Below are 14,999 nucleotides of genomic sequence, written 5' to 3'. Positions count from 1 at the left end.
ACATCACTTCAGGCGGCGCCACACCTGCGACTTGCAGAGAAAGCCGCCGACCAGGCAACCGGAAATCTTCAGCGCATCGGGCGAGACCTGTTCGATGCGCGAGGAAAAGCTGCGACCCATGTCGGGCACATATACGCGGCCAGACCACACACCGCCATGCGCCGGGTGATAATCCTGCAGCAATTGCAGGCCGATCAGCTGTGGAACGCCGGCATCGCGCGCATCGGCCAGCGCCTGTTCGTTGGCGCGGACGATCGCGCCGCACAGGCCGCCAGCCTCGCAGGCGGCGGTTTCCACCGCAAGCGTGTGCTTCGGGTTTACCCATGTGCCGAGCACCGGATTTGGCGCGGCGACGGCCGGGGCGGTGCCGGCGATCAGCATGCCGATCGTGGCGGTCAGAGTGGCGAAAATGCGCATCATGGTCGGTCCTTGGAGGGTGCGGGTGCGGTGGCGGAAGCGATCGCGCGGAGCACATGGGCGATCAGCCCCGTGCCGTCATGATCGAGGAAATGGCCGCCGGGCATCGCGACGACATGGATGTTCGGCAGGACGAGCTGTGGGCAAAGGCTGTCGGTTTCGGCCGTGCCGTAGATGCAGGTGAACGGCAGCCAGGTCAGCCGGCGCGCCGTCTCCGCCGCGACGCTGTCGGGTGTGCCGCGATAGACGATGCCCGAAGGGTCGGCGCGGAAATATACCGTCTCGCCCGGCACGACCAGCACCAGCCCGGCGACCTTGGCGCGCAGATCGGCAGGCAAGGCGGCCAGGCCGGTCTGCAGGATATCGGCACCATAGGATTGGCCGATCAGCACCAAGCGGTCGGACCCGGTCTTTTCGAGGCCGCGGCGCACCGCATCGGCGACGATGCGCTCGACCTCGGCGCGGGTGCGGCGCTTGGCGAACAGCGTCGGGCTGTTGATCGCATAGACCGGATAGCCATTGGCGGCGAGCGCGGGGATCGTGTCCGCGCTCATTCCGAAGCGCACGCCCATGTCGCCGGTGAAATAGACCGCGCCGATCGGTTTGCGGGGGCCGGCCGGCGCGACGATGTGCACGGCATCGGCATCGAAAAAGCCAGCGCTGGCGAACAACGCGAAAATGGCGAGCATGATCGCGGCGGCGATTCCGCTGACGATCCGCAGGCGACGCCGGGTGCGCGGGACGACGGAAGGATGGCGGCGGCCGATCATGCTGCTCCCGCTAAGCCCATAAGGGTGTCCCACCCGTGACGCCGACATGACATCGGCGTCATGCGGCGCACGCGCCTATGCCCGCCCCTCGGCCTCGACGCTGCCGGTGCGTTCCAGCTTACCCCAGCCGACGCCCAGGCCGCTGATCGCCGCGCCGATCGCTTTCAGCACCACCCAATACATCACCTGACGGTAGATGAAGCGCTGCGCGACCAGCAGGTGCGCCGGATAGCGCTGTTCGCGCGGCTCCAGGCGATAGGCGATCCAGCCGCACAGCACGTCGATCGCGGTGAAGGCGGTCCAGTAGATCGCCATCATGAACACGTCGCTCTGCGTCTGCGCCCAGCCATGCTGCGATACCCGCACCCACGTGCCGAAGATCGAGACGATCAGCGCCAGATCAATCACCGGCGATACGGCGGCGAAGAAGATCTGGAACATCCAGGCCTGCGGCATGCCGACAAAGGCGAGGCCCTTGGGCTTGCCCGTCCGCATCACGCGGCGATGCTTCCACAGGCATTGCAGCGTGCCGAACGCCCAGCGGAAGCGCTGTTTGGCGAGCGCGGTGAAGCTTTCCGGCGATTCGGTCCAGGCGACCGCATCCACGTCATAGGCGATGCGCCAGCCGGCGCGCTGGATCGCGATCGTCAGATCCTGATCCTCGGCCAGCGTATCGACCGGATAGCCGCCGACCGCGTCCAGCGCCGCGCGCCGCCACGCGCCGACCGCGCCGGGCACGACCATCATCGCATCGAACTGCGCCAGCGCGCGGCGTTCGACATTCTGCGCCGTCACATATTCCACTGCTTGCCAGCGGGTGACGAGGTTGACGCGGTTGCCGACCTTGGCGTTGCCCGCCACCGCGCCGATCAGCGGATCGTCGAACCAGCGCACCAGCCGCGCGACGGTTTCCTTCTCGAACTGCGTATCGGCGTCGAGCGCGACGACGATCTCGCCTTTGGCATAGGTCAGCGCGCGGTTGAGTGCCTCGGCCTTGCCGCCGTTGACGAGCGTTAGCAACTGCACGCGCGGATCGTTGCCGAACGCCGCCGCGACCACCGCGCTGGTGCCGTCGGTCGACCCGTCATCGGCGACGATCACCTCGATTCGCGCCTCGGTGCTGGCCAGCACCCGCTCGATCGAGGAGACGATCACGCGTTCCTCGTTCCAGGCCGGGATGATCACCGAAACCAGGCGGTCGGTGTCGAACGGCGGCGGGACCACTCCGTTCTCGCGCCGTTTGTTCCACATGGCGAGGCCGGCCATCAGCATGGCGCGGGCGATGCCGAGCGCGATGGCGAGGAAGAAGACCCATTTCAGCAGCCAGCCGATCAACGCCAGGAATGCGAAGATGCCGACATCGACGCGCACCGCGAGCAGGTCGTTCCCCTCGATCCGCGGCATCACCTGTTCGCGCGACAGGCCGGCGAGTTGCGAGACGGGGACGAAGCGATACCCCTTCGCGCGCAACTGGTCGATGATCTGCGGCAGCGCGGCCACCGTTTGCGCACGATCCCCGCCGCCGTCGTGGAGCAGGATGATGTTGCCGGAGCGTTCGTCGTCGCCGGCGAGCACCTGATTCACCGTCTGGGTGATGATCGCCTCGACGCCCGGCCGCTGCCAGTCGTTCGGATCGACGTGCAGCCCGACCGAGGTGTAGCCGCGTTGCTGCGCCTCCAGCACGGGGAACAGTTCGTCCTCGGTGGTCGGTTCGGCATCGCCGAAATAGGGCGCGCGGAACAACCGCGTGGCGCGCCCGGTATAGGCCTGGATCAGGCGCTGCGTGGCGTTCAGCTCCACCGCGATGCCGCGTTGCGAGGCGAGCGCCATGTTGGGATGCGTGTAGCTGTGGTTGCCGATCTCGCTGCCTTCGTTGACGATGCGGCGTAGCAGCAGCGGGTGGGCGAGGCCGTTTTCCCCGACGATGAAGAACGTGCCGACCGCCTTTTTCGCCTTCAGGATGTCGAGGATTTGCGGCGTCCACGTCCCGTCCGGGCCATCGTCGAAGGTGAGCGCGAGTTCCTTCGGCCGATCGCCGACGCGCTGCACGATATAGGGCGTCGGCAAATCGGCATATTGCACGTCGCGGATCAGGCGGTTGGCGTCAGCGCGGATCGTGCGGCTGCCATCGCTCGGCGTGGCGGCGATGCGCAGGATCTCGCCATTGCCTTCGACATCCACGTTGGTCAGCGGGCTGATCTTCGCGAGATCGGGCAGGCCCTTGCCCTGCCAGCTCGAAAGATCGGCCCACACGCCGGGATCTTCGCTGCCCAACCGCCACAGCGCGACGGAATTGACGCCCATCGCGTGCGTCACGCGCAGCTGGTTCCACGTCGCCGTGGCATCCAGCATCCAGACGTGATGATCGGTCGTACCGTCGTTATAGGCGAAGCTGGTATTGCCGCTCGCGGGATCGAAGCTGATCTTGGCGCCGCTATCGTGCGCGGCGAGCCATGCTTCCTCGATCGTCAGGGCATCGACATGCGCGTCCTTGCCCTCGCCATGCCAGTCATAGCCATAGCTGCCGAACGCGACGATCAGCTTGTCGCGCCCGATCCGCTCCACCGCGTCGCGCAACTGATGCAGAAACCAGGGCTGCGAGGCGATCGGCCCGGCGGTGCCGCCCTGCCAATGCTCGTCATAGTTCATCAGGAACACCCGGTCCGCCACCTTGGCGAAAGCGCGCAGATCCCAATCCTCGTCGCCGGCCGGCACGGTCAGCGTCACCAGCAGCTTGCGCGGGGTGAAGATCGTGCGGGCATCGCGCAGGAAGGCGCGATAATCGGCCAGCGAGGATGCGGGCAGGCTTTCCAGGTCGAACACCGCGCCGGCCGCGCGGCGCTTGTCCAGCGCATCGGCGAACTGCGTGAGCAGCGCGCGGCGCGCCGGTACGTTGCGCATCAGCGCCGCCATCCCGGCACCATCCCAATTGCCGTCGGCGATGTTCTGGATCATCGGCAGCACTGCCGGGCGGCGCGGCGATGTCGCCATGATGATGTCGAATCGCTGATCGGGTGTCTGGACCAGTTGGTGCTTCGGCCCCGCGACGGTGAACAAGGCGGGCACGACCCAGTTGAGCTGATCCATATGCGCACTCAGCGATACGCGGCTGGCATCGTCCCACGGCACGTAGAAACCGACCGACAGCGGTTTCCCGCCGGGTTTGCCACGCGCGGTATGGTGCGGCAGCCAGCCGAGCGACCGCAGGCGGCGCGAAATGTCGTGGCGGATCGCGGCGACCTGTTCGCCCAGCACCGGCGTGGAATGCACGCGTTCGTAGCGGATCGGCAGGGGATCGCCCGTCGGCACGTTGATGATCGTCAGCGCGAAGACACCGGCGGCGATCAGAACCACCGCGATCGCGGCGAACAGGCTGCGGAACGACCAGCGCCGCCGCGTACCGCGGGAATCGAAGAAGATCGGCTTGGACATATATGCGCGGCCCCTAATGCCGCCCCGCGCGCATGAGGGTGTCGGCAAGATGAAATTTCCGTCACGTCGGCGCTACGGATGAGCGACTATGGGACGGGCTCGACTTACGCCGCCACCGTGGCACAGTCGAGAGGTGAAGATCCGGGGCTGGCGATCGCCTACCCGATCAGCAACCCCGCCAGCGCCGCCGACATCAGGTTCGCAAGGCTGCCCGCCGCCAGCGCGCGCAGGCCGAGCCGCGCGATCATCGGCCGCTGGTTCGGGGCGAGGCTGCCGGTAACCGCCATCTGGATCGCGATCGAGCTGAAATTGGCGAAACCACAAAGCGAGAACGTCACCACCGCGATCGTCCGTGGGCTCAATCCCTGCTGCGTACCCAGGCTGATATAGGCGACGAATTCGTTGAGCACGATCTTCTGCCCGAACAATCCGCCGGCGATCCCCGCCTCGCTCCACGGCACGTTAAGCAGAAACATGATCGGCGCGAAGACATAGCCGAGCAGCCCCTGGAAGCTGAGGCCCGGCAGGCCGACCATGTTGCCCAGGCCGCCGAGCAGCCCGTTGGCGAGTGCGACCAGCGCCACGAACGCCAGCACCATCGCGCCGACCGCCACGGCCAGCTTCACGCCGGTCTGCGCCCCTTGCGCCGCCGCCATGATGATGTTGGCCGGCTTTTCCTCGTCATGCGTCGCTTGCGGCAGCGGTTCCCCGGCAACGCTTTCGGGCACGTCGCCCAAAGGCAATTCGCCGTCGGGGGTGGCGCGGCTGTCGGGCATGATGATCTTGGCCATCAGGATGCCGCCCGGTGCCGCCATGAAGCTGGCGGCGAGCAGATAATCGATCCGGATGCCCATCGAGGCATAGGCCGCCAGGATCGTTCCCGCCACGCCGGCCATGCCGCTGGTCATCACCGTGAACAATTGCGCCGGCGTCAGCCCCGCCAGATACGGCCGGATCACGAGCGGCGATTCGCTCTGCCCGACGAAGATGTTCGCCGCCGCGCACAAGGATTCCACCTTCGATACGCCGATCACCCACTCGATCGCCCCGCCGACCCAGCGCACGATCAACTGCATCAGCCCGAGATAATAGAGGATCGACACCAGGCTGGCGAAGAAGATGATCACCGGAAGCGCCGCGATGGCGAAGCTCTGGCCGCCGATTTCCGGCGTGGCCATCTTGCCGAACAGGAATTCGGTGCCCTTTTGCGAATAGCCGAGCAAATTGGCGACGCCGCCGGACATCTCGCCGAGGATCATCTTGCCGGCGCTGGAATAGAGCACCAGCACGGCGATGCCGGCCTGCAGCGCGAACGCAGCGCCGACGACGCGCAGGCGGATCGCGCGCCGGTCGCTCGACAGCAACACCGCGATGCCGAGGATCACGGCAATGCCTGCCAGACCGATCAAGAACCTGTTCATCGTACCCAATATTCCCCGCTTTGACCGAAGCTTCGCAGCTTTGGCAGGCATTCCGCAACCGATTTGTGCGCCGCACGCTATCCGTTCGGGCGCTCGCACCACCCAAGCGGATTGACGCACGCGCCCGAACGGGTAGCGTCGGCGCGATGGAAACCGCTACCTTCAAGATGCCGCGCTCGCTCTTCGTCTTCTCGATCTTCTACGGCGGCATGGTCTGTATCGCCGGCGTACTTGGTAACAAGCAGGTGACGCTAGGGCCGTTGTCGGCGATCGGCCCGGTACTTGGTCTGCCGCCGCTCGCGATCGAGGCGGGCATTTTTGCGTTCCTATTGCTCGTCGTCACGTCCAGCGCGATCGCCGAACTGCATGGTCGCACCGCTGCCAACATGCTGGTTCTGATCGGCTTCCTGCCGCTCATCACGTCGATCTTGTTGACGCTACTCGTGCTCGAATTGCCGAGCGCACCCGAAATGGCGCCCGACCGGCTTGCCGCATTCAACACGATGATGTCGGCCACGCCGTGGATATGGTTGGGCGGAATCGTGGCGTACGGCGTGTCGCAGATGCTCAACGTCACCATCTTTTCGTGGCTCAAGGGGCGCGAGGGTAATACGTTGCTGTGGTTCCGGGCCGCGGTGGCAAGCGTTTTGAGCCAGATCGTTGATACATTGCTGTTCATCACTATCGCTTTCGGTACGGGCGCAATCGGCTGGCTGATGGCGGGGCAGATGCTGACCAAGGTCGTGCTGTCGATCGTGCTCGTACCGTTCCTGATCACCGCCGCTGTGGCGATCGGGCGGCGGCTGGACCGGGCGGCCTGACCCAAACATCGTCATCCCAGCGAAGGCTGGGATCTCCCGGAGGCGCGCAACCCGCCCGCCCCACAGAGACCCCAGCCGTCGCTGGGGTGACGGTAGGGGAGGGCGGCCCAGTCTAATTCCCGTCTGTGCTGAGCTTGTCGAAGCACTGTCCTTCTTTTCCGCCGCCGAGAAGAAAGGCAGTCCTTCGACAAGCTCAGGACGGACGGCACTTAGGGTTGGGGTTCGCGCCAGTATCGCATAATAGGCACCTCATGACCGATCACACTCCCGCGCCGGCGCTCCTCGCCAAGGCCGAAACGCTCGTCGAGGCGCTGCCGTATCTGCAGCGTTATGCCGGGCAGACCTTCGTCGTGAAATATGGCGGCCACGCGATGGGCAGCCCGGAATTGCAGCGCGATTTCGCCGAGGATGTCGTGCTGCTGAAGGCGGTCGGCATCAACCCGGTCGTCGTGCATGGCGGCGGCCCGCAGATCGGCGCGATGCTCAAGCGGCTGGGCGTCGAATCGCGCTTCGTGGACGGCCTGCGCGTGACGGACGCGGAAACCGCGCAGATCGCCGAGATGGTGCTGGCGGGCAGCATCAATAAGGAAATCGTCGGCTGGATCGGCCAGGCCGGTGGCCGCGCGGTCGGGCTTTCGGGCAAGGATGCCGGCTTCGTCACCGCCGAGAAGGTCGGGCGCAGCACGCCCGACAAATTGCAGGGCATCGAACGGCATGTCGATCTCGGCTTCGTCGGCGAACCCGTCGGTGTCGACCGGCGGATCATCGATACCTTGTCCGCCGCCGGGATCATCCCGGTCATCGCCCCGATCGCGATCGGCGCGGACGGGCACACCTACAACATCAACGCCGATACGATGGCCGGGGCGATCGCGGCCGCGTTGGGCGCGTCGCGCTTCTTCCTGCTCACAGACGTGGTCGGCGTGCTCGACAAGCAGGGTGAATTGCTCACCGATCTCGATCCTGCGCGAATCGCCGAATTGCGCGCCGACGGCACCGTCACCGGCGGCATGATCCCCAAGCTGGAAACCTGCGTCACCGCGGTCGAGGCCGGGGTGGACGCTGCGGTGATCATCGACGGCCGCGTGCCGCACGGCATGCTGCTGGAAATCTTCACGCGCGAGGGCGCAGGCACGCTCGTGCATCGGTGAGAGTCGATTTCGAAGGCTGATTCTTATCCCCGTTCGTCCTGAGCCTGTCGAAGGGCGTGTTTGTGGCACGCCCTTCGACAGGCTCAGGACGAACGGATGTAAGCCTGGCGTAGGCGCTGTCGCCAAACAGTAACCCTGCGGTAGCGTAAGCATCATATCGTTGGCCTATCCTGGACATCCCCGAAGCAGGAGTGCCCCTCATGCCCGCCGATGATCTCAACCGCTGGATTGCCGATCTCGCCAATGCCATCGCCCGCGCCACCGCGCAGGATCCGATGAGCCCCGAATATCTGTACCACACCGGTGTCGTGATGCTCGCCTTCACCGTCTATCCCGATGGCGGCGTCGGCGACATTCGCGTCGTCGGGTCGTCGGGCGACGACAGTCTCGATCGCCGCGCCGTCGCCAAGCTGCGCCGCGCCGATCCGCTGCCGGCCGGCCCGGAAGAAGCGCGCCCGCGTGGGCATGTCGCGGTGGTGAGCGTCGCCGAACGCATCCTGACGCCCGCTAACCGCGCGATGCCGGCCGACATCCGGACGTTCGCCACCGCGTAACGGATCGAACGACGCGGCAGATGACGCGCCAAATGACGTGCCAAATGACGTGAAGGTGTTGTTCCCCGGTGGCCGCATGCGCTATCGGGGAACGACAAGGCCTATCCGGAGACCGTCATTGCTCGTCATCCTGCGAATCGTCATGGTGCTTCTGAACGTCGTTTGGTGGATCATCATCATTCAGGCGATCCTCTCCTGGCTGATCGCCTTCAACGTGATCAACACGTCCAACGATATGGTGCGCACGGCATGGGAGGCGCTGCGGCGCATGACGGAGCCGCTATACCGTCCGATCCGGCGCATCCTGCCCGATTTCGGCGCGCTCGATCTTTCGCCTTTGGTCGTGCTGCTGATCCTCTACATCCTGATGAACATCGTCATCCCGTCGCTGGCGGTGCAATTCTATCCCGTCCCCACCGCCTGAGGTAGCGGAGACGCGCCCGCCGCTCTATGAGGCGGCGCCATGAGCGCAGATATCATCGATGGAAAAGCCTTTGCCGCCGCCTTGCGTGGTCGGATCGGCGAACAGGTCGCGGCCTTTCATGAGGCGAGCGGCCGCGTGCCCGGCCTCGCCGTCGTGCTGGTCGGCGAGGACGCGGCGAGCGCGGTCTATGTCCGCTCCAAGGGCAAGGCGACGCGCGAGGCGGGGATGCAGAGCTTCGAGCATCGCCTGCCCGCCGATGTCGATCAGGATGATCTGCTCAGCTTGATCGACACGCTGAACGGCGACCCCGCGATCGATGGCATCCTCGTCCAGCTCCCGTTGCCGGCGCATATCGACGAGCGGCTGGTGACGATCCGAATCGATCCGGACAAGGACGTGGACGGCTTCCACCCGGTCAATGCCGGGCGGTTGGCGACCGGGCTGGACGGCTTCGTGCCGTGCACGCCTTATGGCTGCGTGATGCTGCTCAAGGACACGCTGGGCGATCTTTCCGGGCTGGACGCGGTGGTGATCGGGCGGTCGAACATCGTCGGCAAGCCGATGGCGCAATTGCTGATCGCCGAAAGCTGCACCGTCACGGTCGCGCATTCGCGCACCCGCGATCTCGCGAGCGTGGTCGCGCGCGCCGACATCGTCGTCGCGGCGGTCGGGCGGCCGGAAATGATCAAGGTCGACTGGCTCAAGCCCGGTGCGACCGTGATCGACGTCGGCATCAACCGCACCGAGTCCGGGCTGGTCGGCGATGTCGATTTCGCCGGCGCGATGAGCGTGGCGCGTGCGGTGACGCCGGTGCCGGGAGGCGTCGGTCCGATGACGATCGCCTGCCTGCTGCGCAATACGCTGATCTCGGCACACCGCCGCGACGGCGTGCCGTTCGACCCGTCTGGCCTATAATTCTCAGATCATGATCGAACTCTACATCTCCTCGCTGATCACCTTTTTCGTGGTGATCGATCCGCCCGGCTGCGCGCCGATCTATGCCGGGCTGACGACCGGGGCCGACGCGCATCAGCGGCGCGCGATGGCGGTGCGCGCGGTGCTGGTGGCGAGCGCGATCCTGCTGGTGTTCGCCTTGTTCGGCGAGGCGTTGCTCAAGGGGCTCGGCATCAATCTCGCCTCGTTCCGCATCGCGGGCGGCATCATGCTATTCCTGATCGCGCTGGAAATGGTGTTCGAAAAGCGCACCGAACGTCGCGAGGACCGCGCTGCAAAGGTCGCCGCGACACCAGAAGTGGAGGACGTCTCGATCTTCCCGATGGCGATGCCGATGATCGCCGGACCCGGCTCGATCGCCTCGGTGATGCTGCTGATGGGGCGCACGCAGGGGCTGGAGGCGTCACTGGTCGTGCTGGGTTCGCTGGCGACGATCCTGCTGCTGACGCTGCTGGCACTGCTTGCGGCCGGGCCGATCATGCGTGTGCTGGGCGCGAAGATCGAGGCGGTGATCACGCGTCTGCTAGGCGTGCTGCTCGCGGCGCTTGCGGTGCAGTTCGTGATCGATGGGGTGCGGATCAGCCTGACCTGATCGGTTATTTCGCGCCATCCCGAAGGTCGTCATCCCGGACTTGATCCGGAATTCAACGTGCCGCACGGGCGCTCCTCACGATTCTATACTTGCGCTTGCTGCCCGTTGGATCCCGGATCGAGTCTGGGATGACGGCAGCATTGGTGGAAAGCGTTCGAGCCTTACCTGATCCGCCACAACCGGAATGGCGACTTGGCCGGCAACGGCAACTGCTCCAGCCAATCCGGCGTCTTCCCATGCGCCAGCTGGTCGTAGAAGCCACCCGGATTGCGCGCACGATAGACCGTCGATTCGGCCATATTCGGGCACACCAGCAGCATCGTCGCACCATATTTCCGTGCGATCGCGCGGAAGTTCTCCGGCGTGCGCGAGAAGGCGTGCTGCACGTCGAGAATCTGTTCGCCGTTGCGATGATACGGCCCTGCCACCGCATTGTGATGCGTCAGCACGATCAGGCGCGGGCCGAGATCGACGAAGGTCATGATCGTCTGTTTCGGATAGCGGTTCAGCGGCTGCATCGCCGGCAGCGTCATGCACAGGCCGGTCGAGCGGTTGACCGTGTTGGTCCTCTTGCTCGCCGGCGCGACCTGATAGGCGAAGCGGTGTCCGAACAGCGTGAAATCGATCGGCTTCAAAACGTATCCGACGAACATGCCCGACACGACCATGAAGGCGATCACGGTGCCGAACACGCGGATCAGCATGGATTTCGAATTCAGACACCACGGCAGGATGATCCAGGCCAGAGCCACCGCGCCCGGCACCGCGAGCATTTGCGCCGCCGGCCCTGCACGCGTCTGCCACAGCAGCATCAGCCCGGCGAACGTGACGAACATCAATACCGGCACCCAGCCGGTGATATTGGGCGCGCGCCGCGCGCGCCACGTCGCGAGGGCCGCGCCGATGATCCCGATCACCGGCAGCGCGACGATCGTGAAGGCCATGCGGAACGGGTGCTGGTACACCGGCTTCGCTTCCTTGACGTTGTCCAGCCAGGTGCGCGCCAGTTCCGGCGAAACCTGTTCGGGCCGCCCGAGGCATTGCGGGAACAACCACGCAAACCCGCCACCGACGATTCCGGCGGCGATCAGCGCCAGCACCAGCCGCTGCCACCGCGCCACCGGGTTCAACTGCCCCATCGCGAACAGCAACGCCCCCCCGACCACCATCACGCTCAGCCACACGGGCGTCAGCGCATCGCAACGCAGCACCAGATTGGCGTTGGAGGCGAACAGGACGAAGCCGATCGCGCTCCCGGCGGCGAGCGTCAGCGCATAGATCATCAGCCGCTGCGCCTCGGCTCGGTCCCATACCCAGCGCAAGCCGATGATCGCGCCGGCCATCGCGGCATAAGGCAGCATTTCCAGCCCGATGTTGAGCGAGAAGGCGCTGGCGCAACCGACGATCGCCCCACCCCGCGCCTGTTTCGGATCGCACAGGCCGGCGACCGTCAGGCTGAGCATCGCGAGTTGCCAGCCGTGATGATCGACCCGGTCGGGCATGAACATCAGCATCGTTGCGGTGGCACCGATTAGGAACACGATCGCCAGCGGCCAAGCGACCGGGCTGACGAGCCGCCGGACCGTGGCGGCGAGGCCGAGCATCGCGATCGACAAGGGCTGCAACGGCGCGATCCCGCATGCCAGCCGCTCCGCCTCGCCCGTGCCGACGAACGGGCGCAGCAGCAGGATCATCGCCGCGATCGGCAGGTCGACGATGCGGCTCCAATGGATATCGAAGCCCCGGGGCGGGCTTAGGCGGTATTGGCGCAGATCGTACCAGCCCTGCCCGTCGAGCAGCGCACGCACCTGCGCCAGGCGCATATTGTCGTCGGTATCGCCCAGCGACAGCCAGTGGATCGAATTCCAGCGATCGAACAGATACCACAGGACGAGCAGGCCCCATGCGATCATCGTCAGGCGCAGCCAGTGGTGATCGAGTTCGTCTCGCAACTGCACGCCGGATTTTACGGTGTCGTTCAAAATGCTTTCCTCGCCCTCGTCCGCGCTCTAGTGCGGCCCGCGTAAAGGGCAAGACACGCGTGACCGGGATCATCAGACAGTTCGAAACGATATTGGAGCGGGGGCGGGCGAGCGGAATGCTCGGCCAGTTGATCCGTTTTGCCATCGCCGGGGTGATCTCGACCGCGATCTACACCGCAGTGTACCTGCCGCTTTCGGCGCATGTCTTCGCCCCCAATCATGCGGTGTTCGCCGTCCCGATCGCCTTTGCCGTGGCGGTGATCGCGGGCTTCTTCCTGCACAGCGCGTGGAGCTTCAAGGGGCACGGTACGCGTGACACTAGCGGCAAGCAGCATGCGAAGTTCATCGCGGTACAGGGCTTCGGGCTGGTGCTGAACGCGGCCTTCACCTGGGTGCTGACGGCGCATTTCCATCAGCCGAACTGGGTGCCGCTGATCCCGGTCGTGCTGGTCACGCCGATCGCGACGTTCGCGCTCAACCGGCAATGGGTGTTCGGCTGACATGGACCGTATTGTCTACGATCGCATGGCCGCACACGATTCCACCCATTGGTGGTATCGCGCCCGCCGCGACATCCTCGCCGATTATCTGACGCGCGAGGGCAATCTGCCCGAACAGGCGCGTATCCTCGAGATCGGCTGCGGCACCGGGCACAATCTGCCGATGCTGGCAAGCTTCGGCGCGGTCGATGCGATCGAGATCGATCCGGCCGCGCGCGACATCGCGTCGTTGCGTCTCGGTCGCGAAGTGAGCGCCGCGCCGCTGCCGATCCTGCCGGGGGTGGAGCGGGGCACCTACGATCTGATCGCGGTGCTGGACGTGGTCGAGCATATCGAAGACGACGTGGCGGCGCTGAAGGCGATGGCGAGCTGCCTGAAGCCCGGCGGCAAGATCCTGATCACCGTGCCCGCGCACCAATGGCTGTGGAGCGCGCACGACGTGGTCAATCACCACCACCGGCGTTATTCCAAGAAGACGCTGATCGCGGCGATCGGCAAGGCCGGGCTGGAGCCGAGGAAACTCGGCTATTTCAATTCCCTGCTCTTCCCGCTCGCCGCCACCGCGCGCCTGCTCGGCCGGATGACCGGGCGCGACGACAGCGACGATTCGCCTCCGCCCAAGGTAGTGAATAGCCTGTTCGAGACGATCTTCCGCATGGAACGGCATCTGGTCGGCCGCGTGCCGATGTCGCCGGGGGTGTCGATCATCACGCTGGCGATGCCGAAGGGGTGATGTCCCCCACGCGCTACCGTCATCCTGACAAAGGTCAGGACCCATTTCTCCATTCGGACGATCGCTAGTGAGGCGCGATAGATCCTGACCTTCGTCAGGATGACGGCAGGACGGGTTTATTCAGAACGAACGGACGCCCCCGTTTCGGATCGCGAAACCAGGGCCTCCACCGGCCCCGGCGGCACGCTAGTCACCACCCGCGCCTCCGCGCGATACCCAAGCGTCGCCGTTCCCTGCACCGGCCCGGCAATGTCCGATACCAGATAGAGCGGCCGCCGCTTCGATTCCACATACAGCCGCCCGAGATACTCCCCGATCATCCCCAGCACGAACATCTGCACTGCGCCGATCGCAACGACGATCAGCATCGTCGAGGTCCAGCCCTGCACCGCGCTGCCGCTGAAGAACCCGATCGCGATATAGACGAACAGCAAGGCCGACAGGCCGGTCAGCGCGAGGCCGACATGGCTGGCGAAGCGCAGCGGCGCGGTCGAAAATCCCGTCACCGCGTCGAACGCCAGCCGGATCATCTTGCCAAGCGGATAATTGGTCTCGCCGGCATGCCGCTCGGCGCGGTCGTAGAGGAACGGCACCTGGCGGAAGCCGATCCACGCCACCATACCGCGAATGAAGCGCGCCTGTTCCGGCAGGCTGAGGAAGGCATCCAGCGCGCGGCGGCTCATCAGGCGGAAATCGCCGGTGTCGAGCGGGATCGGCGTATCGGTCAGCCGGTCCAGCATGCGGTAGAAGATCGCGGCGGTCAGCTTCTTGAACACCGTTTCGCCTTCGCGCTTGCGGCGCACGGCATAGACGACGTCGGCATCCTGCGCCGCCATCGTCGCGCGCATTTCGGCGAGCAGTTCGGGCGGATCCTGCAAATCGGCGTCGATGATCAGGATCTGCTGCCCGGCGCACAGGTCTAGCCCCGCCGTCAGAGCCAGTTGGTGGCCGTGATTGCGCGACAAATTGATCGCAACGAGCCGGGGGTCGGCGGCGGCCAGGCGCTGCATCGCCGGCCAGCTGTCGTCCTTCGATCCGTCGTTGATAAAGACGATCTCGTAATCCTCGCCCACCGCAGCGCGCGCCGCGCCGGAAATCCGCGCGTGAAGGAGGTCGAGGCAGGCGGCCTCGTTGTAGCAGGGGACGACGATGGACAGCTCGGGACGGTTCATGCCACCTGCAATAGCGCGCTCGTCACGCGGCGTCACTTGCGAGATTGTGTTTGGCGATCAGCTTAGCTATGTAATT

The 14,999-nt window shown here is 65.5% G+C and carries 14 protein-coding genes; 8 read left to right on the top strand and 6 right to left on the bottom strand.

Annotated elements, in window-relative coordinates; all coding sequences use genetic code 11:
* Nucleotides 1–3 precede the first annotated feature (3 nt).
* The 4 genes from U1738_RS15480 to U1738_RS15465 all read right to left on the bottom strand — a co-directional run bounded on the left by U1738_RS15480 (nt 4) and on the right by U1738_RS15465 (nt 6,040).
* Nucleotides 4–420, bottom strand: a complete 417-nt coding sequence (locus tag U1738_RS15480) for a DUF2147 domain-containing protein (RefSeq protein WP_332789949.1) — start codon at nt 418–420, stop codon at nt 4–6.
* Nucleotides 417–1,187: an AcvB/VirJ family lysyl-phosphatidylglycerol hydrolase gene (locus tag U1738_RS15475; RefSeq protein WP_332789948.1), complete on the bottom strand. Its 771-nt coding sequence runs from the start codon at nt 1,185–1,187 to the stop codon at nt 417–419. Before U1738_RS15475 ends, U1738_RS15480 begins: the two co-directional genes overlap by 4 nt.
* A gap of 75 nt (nt 1,188–1,262) precedes the next feature.
* Nucleotides 1,263–4,619: a trifunctional glycoside hydrolase family 18/polysaccharide deacetylase/glycosyltransferase family 2 protein gene (locus tag U1738_RS15470; protein ID WP_332789947.1), complete on the bottom strand. Its 3,357-nt coding sequence runs from the start codon at nt 4,617–4,619 to the stop codon at nt 1,263–1,265.
* A gap of 158 nt (nt 4,620–4,777) precedes the next feature.
* Nucleotides 4,778–6,040, bottom strand: a complete 1,263-nt coding sequence (locus U1738_RS15465) for a NupC/NupG family nucleoside CNT transporter (RefSeq protein ID WP_332789946.1) — start codon at nt 6,038–6,040, stop codon at nt 4,778–4,780.
* 146 nt (nt 6,041–6,186) lie between these two features.
* Between U1738_RS15465 and U1738_RS15460 the strand changes: the two genes are divergently transcribed.
* From U1738_RS15460 to U1738_RS15435, 6 genes are all read left to right on the top strand, one after another.
* On the top strand, nt 6,187–6,861 hold the full coding sequence (locus tag U1738_RS15460) for a queuosine precursor transporter (RefSeq protein WP_332789945.1): 675 nt from the start codon (nt 6,187–6,189) through the stop codon (nt 6,859–6,861).
* A gap of 251 nt (nt 6,862–7,112) precedes the next feature.
* Nucleotides 7,113–8,012, top strand: a complete 900-nt coding sequence (gene argB, locus U1738_RS15455) for an acetylglutamate kinase (protein WP_332789944.1) — start codon at nt 7,113–7,115, stop codon at nt 8,010–8,012.
* Between the two features lie 200 nt (nt 8,013–8,212).
* Nucleotides 8,213–8,566 carry an energy transducer TonB family protein gene (locus U1738_RS15450; RefSeq protein WP_332789943.1) on the top strand — a complete coding sequence of 118 codons (354 nt, stop codon included), beginning with the start codon at nt 8,213–8,215 and terminating at the stop codon, nt 8,564–8,566.
* Nucleotides 8,567–8,684: 118 nt separating this feature from the next.
* Nucleotides 8,685–8,990, top strand: a complete 306-nt coding sequence (locus U1738_RS15445; RefSeq protein ID WP_332789942.1) for a YggT family protein — start codon at nt 8,685–8,687, stop codon at nt 8,988–8,990.
* A 39-nt stretch (nt 8,991–9,029) separates the two neighbouring features.
* Nucleotides 9,030–9,905: a bifunctional methylenetetrahydrofolate dehydrogenase/methenyltetrahydrofolate cyclohydrolase FolD gene (gene folD, locus U1738_RS15440; RefSeq protein WP_332789941.1), complete on the top strand. Its 876-nt coding sequence runs from the start codon at nt 9,030–9,032 to the stop codon at nt 9,903–9,905.
* 10 nt (nt 9,906–9,915) lie between these two features.
* A complete protein-coding gene (locus U1738_RS15435) occupies nt 9,916–10,536 on the top strand; it encodes a MarC family protein (protein ID WP_332789940.1) in 621 nt (206 codons plus the stop codon).
* A gap of 161 nt (nt 10,537–10,697) precedes the next feature.
* Here U1738_RS15435 and U1738_RS15430 read toward each other — a convergent pair whose 3' ends face one another.
* Nucleotides 10,698–12,449: an AcrB/AcrD/AcrF family protein gene (locus U1738_RS15430; RefSeq protein ID WP_332789985.1), complete on the bottom strand. Its 1,752-nt coding sequence runs from the start codon at nt 12,447–12,449 to the stop codon at nt 10,698–10,700.
* A gap of 185 nt (nt 12,450–12,634) precedes the next feature.
* On the opposite strand from U1738_RS15430, the gene U1738_RS15425 reads away from it, so the two are divergent.
* Both U1738_RS15425 and U1738_RS15420 read left to right on the top strand, forming a co-directional pair.
* A complete protein-coding gene (locus U1738_RS15425; protein WP_332789984.1) occupies nt 12,635–13,018 on the top strand; it encodes a GtrA family protein in 384 nt (127 codons plus the stop codon).
* Nucleotide 13,019: 1 nt separating this feature from the next.
* Nucleotides 13,020–13,751 (top strand): class I SAM-dependent methyltransferase, encoded by a 732-nt coding sequence (locus U1738_RS15420; RefSeq protein WP_332789939.1) that lies wholly within the window; start codon nt 13,020–13,022, stop codon nt 13,749–13,751.
* 116 nt (nt 13,752–13,867) lie between these two features.
* On the opposite strand, the gene U1738_RS15415 is transcribed toward U1738_RS15420, so the two are convergent.
* The gene (locus tag U1738_RS15415) at nt 13,868–14,923 is read right to left on the bottom strand and encodes a glycosyltransferase family 2 protein (protein WP_332789938.1); all 1,056 of its coding nucleotides are present in this window, start codon (nt 14,921–14,923) and stop codon (nt 13,868–13,870) included.
* Between the last annotated feature and the right edge of the window lie 76 nt (nt 14,924–14,999).

Origin of the sequence: Parasphingomonas caseinilytica (genome assembly GCF_036663755.1) — a bacterium.
GTDB lineage: Bacteria > Pseudomonadota > Alphaproteobacteria > Sphingomonadales > Sphingomonadaceae > Sphingomonas.
This window is presented reverse-complemented; position numbering and strand designations above follow the sequence as displayed.